A 17,425-nucleotide genomic window follows, 5' to 3' on the forward strand; every position below is an offset into this window, starting at 1 on the left:
CGCTTACCTCCCTCCCCGGCTTTGCGACGGCACGGCTTCAGCCTGACGAACGCTTGCGCGTTCGCGCGCGCCCTGCTGCGCGGTCTGGCCACGGCGGCGCAGCAGATCGCGCGTGATTTTCACGTGCTGCTGCGCGTAGTGCTGCGTCGTGTGATCGCGCGAGACGAGTTCCGTCGCGGCCGCCTGCGCCTGTTGCAGCGCCCCTTCCGGCGACGTCATCAGGCCGAGCAGCGCATTGCGCAGCGCGTCGGTATCGAACGGCGGCACATACGCGGCGGCGCGCGCCGAGAAGTAATCCTGCAATCCGCCGACGTTGGTCACGACCATCGGCTTGCCGACAGCAGCCGCTTCGAGCATCACGGTGATACCCGACGCATGCGTGTTCGGCCGCAGCGGCACGACGATCACGTCGGCCCAGTCGTACAGTTCGCGCTGTTTCTTCAAACCCGCTGCGGGCGCGACATCGACGTTCAGCGAGCGCAGCGAACGCGGAATGCGCCGGCGCGTCGCGAGCCGCACCGCAAAACGCGGATCGTTGCCGACTGCCTTGATCAGCGTTTCCCAGTCACGGTCGCGATCGTTGCCGATGGCCGCGATGCGCAGCGGCGTATCCGGCTGCCATTGCATCGGCGGCTGTACGGGGAAGTCGCGCGTGTTGAGGCCGTAGAAAAGCTGCGTCGCATCGCGATCGAAGTAATCGCGGCACAGTTCGGCGTTGTCGCGCGCGAGCGTGGTCAGCAAATCGGCGCGCGCCATCAGCTTGCGATAGAACCAGCGACGCAGCAGGCCATAGCTGGGCCACTTGTCGATCAGCCACACGCTTTGCGCGATCAGCAGCGGTTGATTCTCCCGCTTGCCGTTCATCAGCAACATCAGCGCGGCGGACAGCCATTCGTGTTCGGTGTGCGTCCAGATCACGTCCGAGCGCAGCATCTCGTCGCGGTTGCGCAGCGTGTGGATCAGATCGAAGCCGAGCAGCGTCTTCAACGCACGTCGCACGAGGCGCACGGGTTTGCTTTCGGGCGTGTCCTGCGAGTAGCTCAGTTGAAACTCGTCGGACTCGGCATGGTGATAGCCGTACAGACAGCCGATGTCCTCGCCCTTGCGATAAAAACGCGGATCGGCGCCGTAAAACAGATGCACGTGGACCTTCGTCGTCATGCGTGCACCCCCGCGCCGCGATGCGCTGCGTACGCGCGGCGCGCTTCGCGTGCGCCCGTGCGCACTGCGTGCCAGCGCGCGAGTTTCGTGCGCGCGCCTTTCGAGGTCAGCGCGAGCATCGCATGCACGGCGCCCGGATAAACCCGCGTGCCGACGAGCGCATACCACCACCACGCGACTTCGCGCTGGCCCGGCGGCAACTGCTCGCGCAGGATCAGATGCAGGTTGTACGCGGCGTTGCGCACGGCCGTCATCGATTGCGCGTCGCGGCGGTCGTCGTCGAAACGCTCGGCGGGGAAATGATCGACGGCGACGCGCGGATCGTAGACGAGCTTCCAGCCCGCGTTCTTCACGCTCATGCTGAAGGCCATGTCGTTGTGAACCTGCGCGCCCGCGCCGCGCAAACGGCCGTCGAAGCGGATCGCGCGGATCGCGTCACGCCGGTAGCTCATGTTTGCGCCCTTGAGCAGATCGACTTCGCGCGCTTCGCCCACGCCCAGGTGGTGATTGCCGATGATCTTGCCTGAACGCATCATCTTGCCGACCAGAAAGCGCGAGCCGTCGAGCACGCCGCCTTTCTGATGAACCCAGTCGCGTCCGCCGAGTGCACCCAGCCGCGCATCGCCTTCGAACGCCGCGCCGATGCGGCGCACCCAGTCGGCGTGCGGCGCGGCGTCGTCGTCGGTGATCGCGATCACGTCGCCCGTCGCGGCGTCCAGCCCGCAGTTGAGCGCGGCGACCTGGCCCGGCAATTCGACGGGCGCGATGTTCAGCGGCAACGCACCGACTACGAGGGGATCGGCGAGGCACGCATGCGTCGCGTCGTCGTCGGGCCGCGCGACTACCACGACTTCGTCGGGCACGCGTTCCTGTTTCTGCAAGGCGGCGAGGCAGCGCGCGAGGTCTTTCGGCCGGCGATACGTCGGCACCAGTACCGTTATCTTCATCGTGAACTCTCCGTGGCTGATTGAAGGCGCACTGCGCGCATCAGGTGCTCAGGTATTCCTGCACGGCCGCGTAGTGGCGGTCGTAGTTGCCGCGCGCACGCGGCGGCATCGCGTTGAAGATCGCGCCCTGCACGTGCACGCCCGACGAATGCAGACGCTTCAGTGCGTCGGCGATCTCGCCTTCGCTATGCATGCCCGAGCGCACGACAAAGAACGTCGAGCCCGCATAGCCGCCGATGATCGAGGCGTCGGTGACGGCGAGCACGGGCGGCGTGTCGATCAGGATCACGTCGTAGCGCTTCGCGAGGCCTTCGAGGTATTGCGGCAAACGCGGCGACATCAGCAGTTCGGAAGGATTCGGCGGACGGCGGCCGCACGAGATGAACGCGAGATTGTCGATTTCCGTCGCGCGCACCGCTTCTTCGAGCGAAATCTGACCGCTCAGCAATTCCGACAGGCCGTTGTCGGGCGAACCGCCCAGATGCTTTTCGAGCGCGCCGCGCCGCATGTCGCCGTCGATCATCAGCACGCGCTTGCCCGAATGCGCGAGCAGCACGCCGAGGTTGATCGTCAGGAAGCTCTTGCCGACGCCCGGCAGCGGACCCGTGAACATCACGATGCGATTGCGCGCGTCCTGCAACGTGAACTGCATCGACGTGCGCAGGCTGCGCAGACTTTCGATACACACGTCCTTCGGCTTCGCGTTTGCGAGTACCGCGCGCTGGCGTGTACCGCCGCGCACCGCGGCGTTTTCGAGCAGCGCCTGTTCCGCCGACAGCGGCACGAGACCGTACACGGGCAGATGGAACGTGCGCTCGACGGTTTCGGGGTCGTCGATACCCTTGAACATATTTCGGCGCAGGAACACGAAACCCGTGCCGACGATCAGGCCCAGAATCGTCGCCGCCGAAAGAATCAGCACCTTCTTCGGCTTGATGGGCGAACCGGGACGCAGCGCCGCGTCGACGATATGCACGTTGCCGCCCGTCCCCGCTTTCTGCACGGAGAGTTCCTGCACGCGGTTCAGCAGCAGCACGTAGATGTCTTCTGCAACCTTCGCGTCGCGCTGCAACTGCACGGCCTTTACTTCGGTGGCGGGCAGATCGCGGAAACGGTCCGCGTATTTCGTGCGCTGTGCCTGCAGTTCGGCCATCTGCTCTTGCGCGGCCTTGATCATCGGATGATCGTCGCCGTAGCGCTGTTCGAGCTGCGAAATCTGCAGACGCAGTGACGAAATCTGCTGCTCGTACTGCACGCTGCCTTCAAGATAGACCTTCGCTTCGTCGCTCGCGTTGATCGAGCCGCTCTTGCTCTGATACGCCGTCAACGCGGCTTCCGCGCGTTCGAGATCGGACTTCAGGCGCGGCTCTTCGCTCTTCAGGAAGTCGAGCATGCGGCTCGCGTCGGCCTGTTTGGTGCGGATGTGTTCGAGCAGATACGACTGCGCGAGCGCATTGGCGACGGCGGCCGCGTGCTCGGGGCTCTGGTCTTCGAGCGAGATCGAGATCACGCCCGTCTGCTTGCCCTGCTCCTGCACGTTGATCGCCGACTGGAACGCGCCGATCGCGTCGAGATCGTTCGCCCGCATCACCGTGAACTGCGTGCCCGGACGCGCGACCAGCTTGTTGACGAGCATCGTCACGCCGCCGCCCTGCGCGGGTTCGCCCGCTTCGCCGCGCAACAGCAACTGGCCGTCGGGCGTCATCAGCGTGTAGCGGCCGTTGTCCATTGCGGTGAGGATCAGCTTCTTGCCTTCGAGTGCGGGCGTCACGTCGATCGAATCGACTTCGGCCACCTCGCCGCCCCACGCATACGAGCCGAGACCGAGCCACGCTTTCGCGGGCTGGCCCGGCGTCGCGAGGCGCGCGGCGAGGCTGCCGAGAATGGGGATCGTCTTCGGCGTCACCGAGAAGTTCAGCTTCATCTGCTGAACCACGGGCGCGACGACGCCGCGGCTCTTGATCATTTCGATCTCGGCGTCGGTGGGGATCGTGTTCTGTCCCGTCGAGATCGTCGCGCCCGTTTGCGTCTGCGTGAGCGCCTGCGACGTGTTGTCCGACGCTTCCACACGCACGTGCGCATCGGCCGAATAGACGGGCTTCGCGACATAGCAGTAGAAGCCGGCCATCGCGACGATGGTCGCGGCGATGCCGATCAGCCACCAGATGTCGTCGATGATCACCTGCAGCAGTTGGCCGAGGACCACGTCCTCTTCTTCGGTTCTGGCCTGCATGGCCAGATGGGGATTGGCTTGAGTGCTCACTTGGATACTCGCTTGAGTGCTCAGGGTTGACCCGGGTCGGGTCGCCGCCCGCATCCGGTGCGTTGCATCCGTTCAGGTTCGGATGCGAAGCGCCGGCATGCGGACAGCGGTTCAGGCAATGCGGCTGCCGCTAGTCGATGCAAACGTCGAAAAAGACATCAACGCGTCAGCTGCTTCAGATAGAACAGCGTCTGCACCGTCGGCAGCACCTGCTGCAGCACACGGTTGAACGTCGTCGAAGCGGCCGTGCCGACGTACACCACATCCATCGGCTGCAACTCGAATTGCGACGACAGCATGATTGCGTCGGGCTGCGTCATGTCGAGGCGATACACGTCGGGCGTGGTCGGCTTCTCTTTCATGCCGCGCATCACGTAGATCTGGCGCGGGTTCGCGTCGGTGTCGAGAATGCCGCCCGCCTGCGTGAGCGCATCGGCGATCGTCAGTTCGCCCTTGTTCATCGGAACGGGGATCGGCGTCTTCACTTCGCCCATCACGAAGATCCGCGTGTCGCTGCGATCCGGCACGTTGACGATGTCGCCCGGTTCGAGCATCACGTTCTGCGTGGCATCGCCCTTGTCGAGCATGCGGTTCGCGTCGAGCACATAGAGCTTGCCCTTGCGCGTGAGACGCACGCGTTGCAGATCGGCGTTATCCGTCGAACCGCCCGAGCGCGTGATCGCGTCGACGAGCGTCAGCGGCACGTCGGACAGCGCGAGCGGGCCAGGCGTCTTCACGTCGCCCGTCACCTGCACCTTCTGGCTGCGGTACGACAGCACGCGCACATCGACCTGCGGATCGCGGATGTACGGGATGAGCTTTTTCGACAGCTCGTCGCGGAGCTGCGCCGTCGTGCGTCCCGACGCACGAATGCGGCCGACGAACGGGAAATAGATCGTGCCGTCGGGCGCGACCGTCTGCCCGTAGGGATCGGCCTGACCGGGCAATGCCTGGGTGTATGGCTGCTGCAATGCGCCGCCGAGCGTCTGCGTCGTGTTGCCGCCCGACGAGAGCGTGCTGCCGTTCGGCGTCGTCAGTTCGGGGTGGTCCCACACGGTGATGCCGAGAATGTCCTGCGGCGCGACGCGGTACACGTACTGCGTCGGATCGGCGAACGGGCCCGGCGGCGGCAGCACCTGATGCGCGATCGCATCGGCCGTCTGCGCCTGTTGCTGCCGGATCACCGAGGCGTCGATCAGTTTGACGGGGTACGTCTCCGCCGGTTTGTTCTGCTGGTCTTCCTTCAGGCGCGACGTATCGAGGTAATTCCCCGGCGCGGTCGCGCATGCCGACAGAAAAGTCGTCAGCACAAGAGATATCGTGATGTGTCGTTTCAACATATTTTGTCCAGCCATCCCATGACGAGGTGTTCGATGTGCGCGAGGCTGTCGCGATACACGGCTTCGTCGCGTCCGTGCGGATCGACGACATCGGCGCCGCCGTTGCCCTGTCTGTCCGACTTGCTCCAGTTGCCGAGCGAATACACCTTGCCGCGCGACGTGGGTTCGAGGGCTTCCACGTCTTTCACTTGCCGCTGTTCGGTGACGAGGATCAGATCGGCGGCGCGCACGCTCTGGCGATCGAGCCGCCGCGAGCGATGCGTGCCGACCGTGCCGCCGTCGACGCCGCGTTCTTCGAGCAGACGCCGCATCACCGGGTCCATCCCATGTCCGTCGATCGCGCGCAGACCCGCCGAGCGGAATGCGATGGGCTGCGCGCCACGCTCCTGCTGTCGCGACCTGAACAGCCACTCGGCGGCAGGCGAGCGGCACACGTTGGCGTGACAGACGATCAGGACGTTGGCGAACATGGGCGGCCTCCGGTCAGGTCGATGCGTTATTGCAGCGTTACAGCGCGGCGGCAGCCAGCGACGCAGCGGCCGCTTGCGATGCGCCTTGCGGCTGCGCAGCCTGACGGCCGATCGCGTGATACTCGATACCGAGTTCGCGCATCGCTTCCGGCTCGTACAGGTTGCGGCCGTCGAAAATCACAGGCGTTTTCAGCAGCGTCTTGAGGCTGTCGAAGTCCGGGCTCTTGAAGACCTTCCATTCGGTGAGGATCACGAGCGCGTCGGCTTGCTCGGCCGCCTGCATTTCTTCATCGGCGAAAGTCAGACGCGCGAGCTGCTGCGGCTTGCCTTGCAGGTCGAGCGCGAACACGCGCTTCGATTCGTCGATCGCGACGGGGTCGTAGGCCACGACTTTCGCGCCGCGCGACAGCAGTTCGGCGATCAGCGCGCGGCTCGGTGCTTCGCGCATGTCGTCGGTGTTCGGCTTGAACGCGAGACCCCAGACCGCGAACGTGCGGTCCGACAGGTCCTCGCCCATCTGCGCGACGATCTTCTGTGCGAGCACCTTCTTCTGCGATTCGTTGACGGCTTCGACGGCTTCGAGAATGCGCAGACCATGGCCCATTTCGCTGCCCGTGCGGATCAGCGCCTGCACGTCCTTCGGGAAACACGAGCCGCCATAACCGCAGCCCGCATACAGGAAGTCGTAGCCAATGCGCGGATCGGAACCCATGCCGCGCCGCACGGCTTCGATGTCGGCGCCGACACGGTCCGCGAGATTCGCGAGATCGTTCATGAACGAGATGCGCGTTGCGAGCATCGCGTTGGCCGCGTACTTCGTGAATTCGGCGGAACGCACGTCCATGTACAGCGTGCGTTCGCGATTGCGGTTGAACGGCGCATAGAGACGCTTCATCAGCTCGCGCGCCTTTTCGCCGGGCACGTCGTCGTCGCAACCGAGGATGATGCGGTCGGGGCGCGTGAAGTCTTCGACGGCTGCGCCTTCTTTCAGGAACTCGGGGTTCGACACGACCGAGAACATCTGCTGCAGATCGCGTTTGTCGAGTTCTTCCTGCACAGCCTGCGCGACGCGGCGAGCCGTGCCGACGGGCACCGTCGACTTGTCGACGATCACCTTGAAGCCCTTCATATGGCGGCCGATGTTGCGCGCGGCGGCGAGCACGTATTGCAGATCGGCGGAACCGTCTTCATCGGGCGGCGTGCCGACAGCGATGAACTGGATATCGCCGTGCGCAACGGCCGCTTCGACATCCGTCGAAAACTTGAGGCGCCCTGCCTTGCGATTGCGCGCGATGACGTCGAGCAGACCCGGCTCGTGGATGGGGACGCCGCCATTGTTCAGCACGTCGATCTTGCGCTGATCGACGTCGAGGCAGAATACGTCGTGTCCGATGTCTGCCAGACAGGCGCCCGTCACGAGGCCTACGTATCCGGTTCCAACGATCGTCAGGTTCATGAATTACACCTCGAGATTGAATGGTTCAGTGAATGCGGAACGCGTGGCGTTCCTCTGCTATGTAGGTGGCGCGCAGCGTTCAGTACGCGTTGCTGCCGACGAAGCCCTTCCAGAACGTCAGGCCGACGATCTTCAGATCGAGCCAGAAGCTCCAGTGCTGCATGTAGTACAGATCGAGCTTCACGCGGCCCATCATCTTTTCGATGCGGTCGGTTTCGCCGCGATAACCGTTGATCTGCGCCCAGCCGGTGATGCCGGGCTTGATCCGGTAGCGGTGCATGTAGCCCTTCACCAGATCCTTGTAGATGTCGTCGTGTTCGAGCGCATGCGGACGCGGGCCGACCACCGACATCTCGCCGCGCAGCACGTTGATGAATTGCGGCAGCTCGTCGAGACTCGTGCGGCGCAGAAATGCGCCGACGGGCGTGATGCGCGGATCGCGGCGCGTGGCCTGCGTGATCCGGCCCACCTCTTCCTTGTGGACCTTCATCGAGCGGAACTTGAAGATCTCGAACTCGCGACCGTCGATGCCCTTGCGTCGCTGACGAAAAAACACAGGCCCCGGCGACGACAGCTTCACGGCCGCGGCAATCGCGAGCATCACGGGCGCGAGCATCGTCAGCGCGGCGAGCGCGAACAGGCGGTCGAACACGCGCTTGGGCAGCACGCGCAGATCGGTGATCGGCGACGCGGCGAGGTTGATCGCGGGCACGCCGAGCAGATCGACCATCGGCTGGCTGAACAGCGTCAGGCTGCGCACATCCGGAATGAAGCGGATATTCACGAAGTCGTTGCGGAACTCCATCACGAAGCGATGGATGATCTTTTCCTTCGACATCGGCAGCGCCATCCACAGCTCGCGCACCGAGCGACGACGCATTTCGTCGATCATCGCCGCGTAATCGCGGTGCACGGGCACGCCTTCGATCGCTTGCGCTTCGTCGGTGTCTTCGTAGTGGCTGCGCGTATCGTCCTCGTCGTACACGATCACAGGGCTGAAGCCCGCTTCGGGACGGCTGCGCATCTGCTCGATCAGAAACTTGCCGTACGGCGCACCGCCGACGATCGCCACCTTCTTCTGATTGAAACCCTCGCGGCGCAGCCCGCGCAACACGGCATGCACGCCCGCTTTCGTGACGATCAGCAGCACGATGGTGGCGACGGCCCAATATGCGAGCCACAGACGCGACAGCATGTCCGCGCGATGCAGGCTGAAGCTCATCAGGATGCCCGTCACCTCGACCATCATCCAGCCCATCGTCACGCGCCACAGCAGGTCGTACAGCGGCTTGCCGCGCCACGACTGATACACACCGAGCGCCGGAAAGAACAGGATCACGAGCAGGCAGTCGAACGCGAGCGACACGCTTTGCATGTCGTCGAGCCACACGAAGCCGCCCGCATGCACAGCCGCCGCGATCAGCGCGCCGAGCGCGACCATGCCGATGTCGATGATTCTCGATAGAACGCTCAGCATCTGCTGCTCCTCGCCTTGTCTGTCAGTTGCATCAAGTTCTTTCGCGTCCGTGTGAAATGGAATGCCGCCGCAATCGCAATCGACTGTGAATCGGCGAATCGGGATCGGCGGACTGAATCGCGAATTGAGTCGCGCATTGATTCGCGTATCGACTCGCTTATTGACCCTACTCACGCCGATGGGTGAATACCCTTCTACAAGCCTCAATAAAGCGGTATTAAAATTCCGCCGACAAGGCCGCAAAAAATCTCAAAATGTATCGGCACGATTTCCCGGATTTTTTCTGCTTTAATTCGGTAACTTTTGCCGGATTTCACGGGATCGTTCTGCGTTATGCGCCGTCTTTCCTTCTCTTGCGGCGTAATATTCCGCTCGCGGTGCCAGATGGCCTCATGTGCGCGTCCGTTATCGTTCTGTTTGCGCATCGACCGATTGTGTCATGTCAATTTTTAACTGATTTATTTTCGCTTTTTAAAACATTGCGAAATTAATCATCGATACCGGACAGCCATTTTCTATCGTAATTATTCGATAGAAATTCAATGCCAATTTATTGACGCATTACGACGTGATAAAAACGGAAGCATTCATCCCGCTTCGAGGAGTTATCACCATGACTGCTACGGCGTCCGCCGTCGAGAATCGACCGGCGAATTCATCCCGGCTCAACGTCAAGCTGAAGGTTCATCCCGTGATCCTGGCCGGCGGCTCAGGCACGCGTCTTTGGCCGATGTCGCGCGAACAGCATCCGAAGCAGCTGATCGGCCTGCTCGGCGAAGACTCGCTGCTGCAATCGACGACCCATCGGCTCGACGGACTCGATGCCGGCTATCCCGTTGCCGAACAGCTGGTTGTCGTCTGCAATGAAGACCATCGCTTCACGACGGCCGAACAGCTGCGCGTGAGCGGCGTGCAAAGCCGCCTGATTCTCGAACCGTGCGCGCGCGACACGGCGCCCGCGCTGACGATCGCCGCCCTCTCCGTGCTTGCGCTCGACGAAGACGGCATCATGGTCGTGATGCCCGCCGATCACGCCGTCACCGACAGCGAAGGTTTTCATGCCGCCGTCGCCACGGGCGTGCGGCACGCGGCGAACGGCCATATCGTGACGATGGGCATCGTGCCGGCGCGCGCCGAAACGGGCTACGGCTATATCCGCATCGGTGCAGCGGTTGCAGCGGTTGCAGCGGATACAGCGAACAACGCATCGGACGATCGCGCGATCGTCGCGCATCAGCTCGACCGCTTCGTCGAAAAGCCGCATCTGGAACTCGCGCAACACTATGTCGAGTCGAAAGAGTACTGGTGGAACAGCGGCATTTTCATTCTGCGTGCGTCAACGTGGCTCAAGGCCGTGCGTCATTTCCAGCCCGCGATTTACGAAGCCTGCGAAGCCGCGCATGCGCAAGGCAAGACCGACGGCGACTTCTTCCGCGTACAGCGCGACGCGTTCGATGCATGTCCGAAGAATTCGATCGATTACGCGGTGATGGAGCAGCTCGGCAACGACACGTCGGTGTGCTCGGGCGTCGTCGTGCCGCTCAATGCAGGCTGGTCCGATGTCGGTTCGTGGGACGCGATCTGGGACATTCTGCCGAAAGACGGCGACGATAACGTCGGCCGCGGCAACGTGATGTTCGAAGGCGCGGCCTCGACGTTCGCGCATTCGGAAGGACGCCTGATTGCCTGCGTCGGCACGCAGGATCTCGTCGTCGTCGAAACCGATGATGCGATTCTCGTCGCCGACAAGAACCGCGTGCAGGACGTGAAGAAAGTGGTTGGCCGGATCCGCGAGAAGCAAGGCACGGAGGCCGTGAACCATCGCAAGGTGCACCGCCCGTGGGGCCATTACGATTCCGTCGACATGGGCGAGCGCTTTCAGGTGAAACGCATCGTCGTGAAGCCGGGCGCACAGCTGTCGCTGCAGATGCACCACCATCGCGCGGAACACTGGATCGTCGTGCGCGGCACGGCGCTCGTCACGCGTGGTGAAGAGCGCTTCATCGTGTCCGAAAACGAATCGGCGTATATCCCGCTCGGCATCAAGCATCGCCTGGAAAATCCGGGCAAGATGCCGCTCGAAATCATCGAGGTGCAATCCGGCTCGTATCTCGGCGAAGACGACATCGTGCGTTTCGACGACACCTACGGACGACAGTAATGCAAAGCGCGGTGACGGGTTGATGCCCGTCACCGCTTTTGCATGTTGTCAGAGTGGAATGTCGATGCCTGAACGACGGGCCCGGCTTCAAGAACCGGTTCCAGCCCGGAATCAAACGATGGCGTGCTCACGCCACCGTCATCATCCCGCGTGGGAAATCAGCTTCGAGAGCGACGGATAACGTTCGCCCGTCTTGTCGTTGACGGCGTCGGACGGATAGCGGCGCAGCGGCATCAGACGCGGATTCAGATGCTGCGGCAGATGCGGATTGCCTGATGCAGCGGGCGTCACGTTCGCCGCGGCGAGTGCCGGCGTCGGCGTGAGTTCCGGCATCGCGCGCGTGACGGGCCGCACGGCGACCTTCGGCGCGTGCATGCCCGCATGCACGCTCGCACTCGCCTTCTGGCTCGCGAAGCTGCCGCCGTGCAGACCTGCGCCCGCTTCATGCGTAAGGCATTCGCGATCGATCCACTGACGCGCCCAATCGAGCGCGAAGCGATGTGCCGCATCGGCATCGCTGAAACGCGGACCGATCAGGCCCGAGCGCTCGACGCGCTTGCCGTCCTTCATGATCTCGGCCCACGCGCGGAACTTGCCGTTGGGCACCTGCTCTGCCGCGACATAGATCACGTAGCCCAGACGGTCGGCGACCTGCAGGCCGCGCGGCGCCGTGAGGCTCATCCACAACGGCGTGTGCGGGCTGCCGGGTGCATCGTCGGCGGACGCGTCTTCATCGGATGTCTGCTCGTCGTGCAGTTCGCTCGGCAAGATCGCGGGCACCATCATGGGCACGAGCGCGGTGTCGGCGGCAAAGGCTTGCAGGTCCTTTTGCATGTGTACCTGCATGTCCATTTGCGTTTCCGTTTGCGTTTCCGTTTGCACGCTGGCTTGCATGTCGATCCGCTGCGCGTCGTCGAAGACGACAGCAGCAGAATCACCGTTCGCACGCGACGCGTCGACGAAGCCCGTCTCGACAGCCGCCGAACCGGCGAGCTGGCGCGTGATGTCGGCCATCGGCGCGAGCGCACGCCAGCCGCTCGTCACGCTCGGTTCCTGAACGGACGATTGCCACGTTTCCGGACTCTTCCAGAACACGCCGCGCGCGAGTTCATCGCGCGGCTTCGGTGCTTCGACCACGGGCGCCGGCTTCGGCGCAGCGGGCGGCGTCGGCTCCGGGATATAGGCGAACGCGCGCCCATTCTGCGTCAACAGACGGATCACTTCGGCCAGCGTGCCGTCGGCTTGCCACTCCTCGAAGCGGCGCCGGCACGTAGGGCCTGACGGATAGCGACCGGGAAGCTTCGACCACGGCTCGCCAGTAGTCAGGATCCACAGAACGGCATTGGCCACGATACGGGGTTCGGCGCGGGGCCGTCCGCGTCGGTTCAGGCGGACGGCTGGCTCGTCGGAAACGAGCGCGGAAATTTGCGCCCATTCGTCATTGCTTAGCTCATCGAAAAACATGTTGTTCTCCACGCAGCCTGGCCTGGCTGCGGCTTTGGGCTCTCACGAACTTCATTTTGGCGGTTCGTGTCGGGTCCGCGGTTGCACAATATGCTTATACGTTCTTGCGCCGGGATTGAGAAAGCGCACATCGATAGTGCGACATTTCACCGGGACGACGCACAAAACGTGGTCTCACTCGTGCATGGGAGAATTTGTGCACGAAGCATACCATCGCCAGGGTTTGTCTGAATATGACTGAGACAAGTGTTACGGATAGAAACAATCTTGTCCTTTTTGCTGCGTCGTTTAGTTCGCGAATGTCACAGAACTGACGCCGGTTGCAACGCTTTGCATACCGCACGAACGGCGCGAGACAACGCATCCATGCTCGCGCTGCTGCGATGACAGGCGTGTGATCGCGTGGATCGCGCACAACACTATTGACGCAGTTACATTCGATTCGATGTGTGCGGCATAAAGTGCCGGAGCGCAGCGGCGTTTCTATTTGTGACGCATGCTTGCCGCTGCTGTGGCGTGAAGTGACGGATAGAGTCGTGCTTAACAGACATTAGCGGACAGGTGTCGCGGCGCGCTCGCCGACGACCGTCGTCCACGGCCGCACGCGCCATTGCGTGACGAGTCCGTTCAGCACATAGGGATCGGCTTTCGCAAACGACTCGGCGACTGCGGGCGAATCGCCTTCGAACAGCAGCACGGCGGTATCGACGGGATCGGCAAGCGCGCCAGCAAGATGCAGTTCGCCGCGATCTGCGGCGGCCCATGCATGCTTCAGATGCGCAGCGCGAAATTCCGGACGACGCTCAAGATAATCCTGCGACACATCGTAGATCAGCAGATAGTGCATGGCGAAAACTCCTGAATCGTGATGAAGGCAATGACACAAGCATAACGTTTCGCGCGTTTGCGGTAAGTCATCTTAGGGAAACACCTGTGCCGTCTGAGCGTCGGATGCGTCAACCTTTTGCCCTGCCCGTTCGTTCTCACAGACACCATGTAGCGCAATGGTGACGGCCGATCACAGCGGAGGCGACCTGCCCGGCTCGATGTCCGTCTCACGACAATCAACAACATTCACAACCCGTGATGGAGTCTCCCATGAAGATCCAGGCCGCACTCGCCGCTCTCGCCCTGACGGGTCTGCTCGCGTCGCCCGCTTTTGCCGCGAACAGCCAGCAATCGAAGATGACCGCGTGCAACAAGCAGGCGGGCGACAAGAAAGGCGACGATCGCAAAGCGTTCATGAAGGACTGTCTGTCGGCCTCGTCGGCGATGGCTGCGTCCGCACCGATGACGCAACAGGACAAGATGAAGATGTGCAACACGCAGGCAGCCGACAAGAAAGGCGACGATCGCAAGGCATTCATGAAGACGTGCCTGAGCAACAAGGGCTGAGGAGAAGCGCATTCGCACGACGCCGCGTGAATCGCGCGGCGCACGACGATGCGAGACAGGCAGGCGGCGTCCGTCACGCGGGCGCCGCCTTTTTCTTTTTAGGCCTCATGCGCAGCGGCGACGATGCCGCGTCCTTGCGCACACAAGCTGTGCATTCGCGGTGTCATGCGCCGCCCTTCCCGCGCCGTTTTCTTCTATGATGGCGGCACAGACGGCCCATACCCCACACAGAACAAGTCCCACGGGCCGCCAGCTTGTCGTTGATGCCGCAAGCGCATCGCACGGAGGCAAGGATGGTTGGGAGACACAAGAATCGCTGGTTGCGTCGCTGGCTGGTGGTGATCGTCTTCTGGGCGGTGCCCGTGGCGATCGTCGCCGTGCGCGAGATTCAGGAGGAAATGGCCTATAACCGGGTCGACCTGAACAACGCGCTCACGACCTGGCAGCTCACCGACGCGCAACGCGCCGCAGGCGCCGCCACGCGCTGTCACGGCATGCCCGACGACGCGCGCACGGCCGGCTGCCCCGCCGACGTGCTGGCCGCCAACGCGCCGCGCCAACAGGACGCGATGAACGAATACGCGGTCCGCAAGAGCACGCTGGCAAGCTATCTGTGGCACGCGTTCGTCGGCTACTGGGTCGTGCCCGCCGCAACGATCTTCGCGATCGGCTTTGTCATAGGCATGGTGCGGCGCGCGCTGCGGCGGCCGCCCGTCAACAAGAGTCCCGTGAATCACTAGCCGCTGCTGCGCCGTCATTCGTTTGAAAAGACGCAGGCGCGGCATCCGCGCTGCGGCTTTCCCGCAACACTTTCCGTTCGCTTACAGCATTTTGTCGCGCCGCAAAACCGGTAAATTCGACCTCGTTTTGCGGCCCGCCAGGCGACTGCGCGAGCCGCGTGCAGACGGCCGTTCCGATCGTCGCGAACCCGGGTCGGATGCTGTCCGGACAGCCTTCCTGCACGCGCGGACAACCGGCCAGAATTACCCAACGAATCGCTGACCATCGCCGGAGTGCTTGTCGCACAAGGGTTTGCGCGGTGTCCCCAGAACCCTTGCATTGCTGGTACGTGTGATATAACTAAACAGGCAACCCGCGTGAACTGAGGCTGCACCCCGGAACCACGATGGAGAAAAACGATGCAAAGACGAAACTTCATGTTGAAGAGTACCGCCGCGCTCGCTTTCGGAACCCTTGCACTGGCCGGCTGCACCACCACCAAGAGCAGCGGGGAATCGGCCGCTACGGACATGTCGAAACGGCAGTCGATCGACGCCAGCGTCGACGGCACCATGTCCCGTCTCTACACCACCGTTAAAGGCTCACGCGAGCTGGTCGCCAAGTCGCGCGGCATTCTGGTTTTCCCGTCCGTGTTGCAGGTCGGCTTCGTGGTCGGCGGCCAGTACGGCGAAGGCGCGCTGCGCGTGGGCGGCAGCACCGCCGGCTACTACAGCACGATTTCGGGCTCGTTTGGTCTGCAGGCCGGCGCGCAGTCGAAGGCGATCATCTTCTGCTTCATGACGCAGGACGCGCTCGACAAATTCCGCAGCTCGGATGGCTGGTCGGTCGGCGCGGATGCGTCCGTCGCGCTCGTCAAGATGGGCGCGAACGGCGCCGTCGATTCGACGACGGCCACCGCGCCCGTCGAAGTATTCATCCTGACGAACGCGGGCCTGATGGCGGATGTGTCGCTGGCGGGCACGAAGGTATCGAAGCTCAAGATCTGACGGCAACGCGGCCCGCGTGCGTGAATGAGCGGGCTGCCGCGACGTAGCGCTACGGGACGCGGACGCGAGTCCGCCGCGCAGTTCCGGCAGGTCGTCGACGAATCGCGCAGCACGCGCTTTCGCTGGCGACGGATATGACGTAAATGACGTAAATGACGAAGGGCGACGCAATCTCACGATTGCGCCGCCCTTTCTTTATGCTGCGTGGGATCGGACTTCGATCGGACTTCGATCAGGTCGTCGACGAAGCGTCGATCACCTTGAAGCGCGAGCGCTTCTGCGCGCGAATCACCGACTGATACGCCTCCACATACTGCCGCGCCATCCGGTGCGACGTGAAGCGCTCCTCGAAGCGCTTGCGCACGGTCGCGCGCGGCAGCTTATGCAGACGGTTGACGGCAGCGACCGCGCCGATCTCGTCCTCGACAATGAAGCCCGACACGCCGTCGTCCACGACTTCAGGCACTGCGCCGCGATTGAACGCGATGACGGGCGTGCCGCACGCCATCGCTTCGATCATCACGAGCCCGAACGGCTCCGGCCAGTCGATGGGGAACAGCAGTGCATGCGCGCCCGACAGGAACTCGGCTTTCTGATGATCGGCGATTTCACCGATGAACTCGACGTACGGCAGATCGAGCAAAGGCTTGATGTCGCGTTCGAAGTATTCGGCATCGGCGGCATCGACTTTCGCGGCGATGCGGATAGGCAGCCCGCAGCGGCCCGCGATACGGATCGCCGTATCGACGCGTTTTTCCGGCGAGATACGACCGAGAAACGCGAGGTACTTCTGCTCGACCGGCTGCGGCGTGTAGAGCGTTTCCGGCAGGCCGTGATAGACGGTGCTCAGCCAGCGCGCCTGCGGCAGCGGATGACGCTGCGAGTTCGAAATCGAAATGACGGGTGCCGTGTTGAACGTGTCGAACACAGGCTGCTGCTCGGGCAGATCGAGACGGCCGTGCAAGGTCGTGACGAACGGCGTGTCCTGGCGCTTGAAGACCGAAAACGAGTAGTAGTCCATGTGAAAATGGAGCACATCGAAATCGTCGGCGGCACGGCGAACCAGTTCCATCAGCAGCATGTGCGGCGCGATGCGGTCGCGAATGCCGGGATCGAGCCGCAGCGCGCGCGGCCAGACGGGTTCGAGCTTCGCGCGCGTGACGGAGTCGCCGCTCGCGAACAGCGTGACTTCGTGACCCAGGTCAACGAGCGCCTCGGTGATGTACGACACGACGCGCTCCGTCCCACCGTACAGCTTGGGCGGCACCGATTCCGTCAAAGGGGCGATCTGCGCAATTCTCATCTGTGTCTCCAGGCGCCGCGCAAAGGCGGCTGCAGCGAGCAGTGGCGAACGAGTATGACAGCAGGCAGGCAGCCGATCAAACGCGGCGCGGCGATTTCATGCGCTTTGACGCGGTGTTTCGGGTTTATCCGCATAACGCGGTCGTCCGCGGTCTGCCCGCGGGTTTGTCCGAATACCGCGTCGCGCTTTGGATGATGCGCGCGCCCGTGCCCTGCCTCTCGTATCCTAAGTGGCGATTATTGCCCGGCCTTCGCTGGAAAT

General features: G+C 63.1%; 15 protein-coding genes. 4 read left to right on the forward strand and 11 right to left on the reverse strand.

What is annotated here, in order from left to right; all coding sequences use genetic code 11:
• Window positions 1-3 precede the first annotated feature (3 nt).
• The 8 genes from QEN71_RS21710 to QEN71_RS21745 all read right to left on the reverse strand — a co-directional run bounded on the left by QEN71_RS21710 (window position 4) and on the right by QEN71_RS21745 (window position 9,539).
• Window positions 4-1,161, reverse strand: coding sequence for a glycosyltransferase (locus QEN71_RS21710; RefSeq protein WP_201652419.1), 1,158 nt, complete (start codon window positions 1,159-1,161; stop codon window positions 4-6).
• The gene (locus tag QEN71_RS21715; protein WP_201652417.1) at window positions 1,158-2,108 is read right to left on the reverse strand and encodes a glycosyltransferase family 2 protein; all 951 of its coding nucleotides are present in this window, start codon (window positions 2,106-2,108) and stop codon (window positions 1,158-1,160) included. Before QEN71_RS21715 ends, QEN71_RS21710 begins: the two co-directional genes overlap by 4 nt.
• Window positions 2,109-2,148: 40 nt before the next feature.
• Window positions 2,149-4,341 carry a polysaccharide biosynthesis tyrosine autokinase gene (locus tag QEN71_RS21720; RefSeq protein ID WP_201652450.1) on the reverse strand — a complete coding sequence of 731 codons (2,193 nt, stop codon included), beginning with the start codon at window positions 4,339-4,341 and terminating at the stop codon, window positions 2,149-2,151.
• A gap of 188 nt (window positions 4,342-4,529) precedes the next feature.
• Window positions 4,530-5,711 carry a polysaccharide biosynthesis/export family protein gene (locus QEN71_RS21725; protein ID WP_201652415.1) on the reverse strand — a complete coding sequence of 394 codons (1,182 nt, stop codon included), beginning with the start codon at window positions 5,709-5,711 and terminating at the stop codon, window positions 4,530-4,532.
• The gene (locus QEN71_RS21730; protein ID WP_201652413.1) at window positions 5,705-6,181 is read right to left on the reverse strand and encodes an arsenate reductase/protein-tyrosine-phosphatase family protein; all 477 of its coding nucleotides are present in this window, start codon (window positions 6,179-6,181) and stop codon (window positions 5,705-5,707) included. The genes QEN71_RS21725 and QEN71_RS21730 overlap by 7 nt, the downstream gene beginning before the upstream one ends.
• 37 nt (window positions 6,182-6,218) lie before the next feature.
• The gene (locus QEN71_RS21735; protein ID WP_201652411.1) at window positions 6,219-7,637 is read right to left on the reverse strand and encodes a UDP-glucose dehydrogenase family protein; all 1,419 of its coding nucleotides are present in this window, start codon (window positions 7,635-7,637) and stop codon (window positions 6,219-6,221) included.
• A 79-nt stretch (window positions 7,638-7,716) separates the two neighbouring features.
• On the reverse strand, window positions 7,717-9,114 hold the full coding sequence (locus tag QEN71_RS21740; RefSeq protein WP_201652409.1) for an undecaprenyl-phosphate glucose phosphotransferase: 1,398 nt from the start codon (window positions 9,112-9,114) through the stop codon (window positions 7,717-7,719).
• Window positions 9,115-9,317: 203 nt separating this feature from the next.
• Window positions 9,318-9,539: a hypothetical protein gene (locus tag QEN71_RS21745; RefSeq protein ID WP_201652400.1), complete on the reverse strand. Its 222-nt coding sequence runs from the start codon at window positions 9,537-9,539 to the stop codon at window positions 9,318-9,320.
• Window positions 9,540-9,727: 188 nt separating this feature from the next.
• Here QEN71_RS21745 and QEN71_RS21750 point away from each other — a divergent pair, with 188 nt between their 5' ends.
• Window positions 9,728-11,275, forward strand: a complete 1,548-nt coding sequence (locus tag QEN71_RS21750) for a mannose-1-phosphate guanylyltransferase/mannose-6-phosphate isomerase (protein WP_201652399.1) — start codon at window positions 9,728-9,730, stop codon at window positions 11,273-11,275.
• Between the two features lie 141 nt (window positions 11,276-11,416).
• On the opposite strand, the gene QEN71_RS44685 is transcribed toward QEN71_RS21750, so the two are convergent.
• Both QEN71_RS44685 and QEN71_RS21760 read right to left on the reverse strand, forming a co-directional pair.
• Window positions 11,417-12,739 carry a DUF6566 family protein gene (locus QEN71_RS44685; RefSeq protein WP_201652395.1) on the reverse strand — a complete coding sequence of 441 codons (1,323 nt, stop codon included), beginning with the start codon at window positions 12,737-12,739 and terminating at the stop codon, window positions 11,417-11,419.
• Window positions 12,740-13,289: 550 nt separating this feature from the next.
• Window positions 13,290-13,586, reverse strand: coding sequence for a YciI-like protein (locus tag QEN71_RS21760; protein ID WP_201652393.1), 297 nt, complete (start codon window positions 13,584-13,586; stop codon window positions 13,290-13,292).
• Window positions 13,587-13,837: 251 nt separating this feature from the next.
• Here QEN71_RS21760 and QEN71_RS21765 point away from each other — a divergent pair, with 251 nt between their 5' ends.
• The 3 genes from QEN71_RS21765 (at window position 13,838) to QEN71_RS21775 (ending at window position 15,861) form a co-directional block, all read left to right on the forward strand.
• The gene (locus QEN71_RS21765) at window positions 13,838-14,134 is read left to right on the forward strand and encodes a PsiF family protein (RefSeq protein ID WP_201652391.1); all 297 of its coding nucleotides are present in this window, start codon (window positions 13,838-13,840) and stop codon (window positions 14,132-14,134) included.
• 293 nt (window positions 14,135-14,427) lie between these two features.
• Complete coding sequence (locus QEN71_RS21770) at window positions 14,428-14,874, forward strand: hypothetical protein (protein ID WP_201652381.1); 447 nt, start codon at window positions 14,428-14,430, stop codon at window positions 14,872-14,874.
• Window positions 14,875-15,273: 399 nt separating this feature from the next.
• The gene (locus QEN71_RS21775; protein ID WP_201652378.1) at window positions 15,274-15,861 is read left to right on the forward strand and encodes a BPSL1445 family SYLF domain-containing lipoprotein; all 588 of its coding nucleotides are present in this window, start codon (window positions 15,274-15,276) and stop codon (window positions 15,859-15,861) included.
• Window positions 15,862-16,093: 232 nt separating this feature from the next.
• Here the strand turns inward: QEN71_RS21775 and QEN71_RS21780 are convergent, their stop codons facing one another.
• A complete protein-coding gene (locus tag QEN71_RS21780) occupies window positions 16,094-17,164 on the reverse strand; it encodes a glycosyltransferase family 4 protein (RefSeq protein WP_201652374.1) in 1,071 nt (356 codons plus the stop codon).
• Window positions 17,165-17,425 lie beyond the last annotated feature (261 nt).

The organism is Paraburkholderia sabiae (assembly GCF_030412785.1).
In the GTDB taxonomy this organism is placed as follows: domain Bacteria; phylum Pseudomonadota; class Gammaproteobacteria; order Burkholderiales; family Burkholderiaceae; genus Paraburkholderia; species Paraburkholderia sabiae.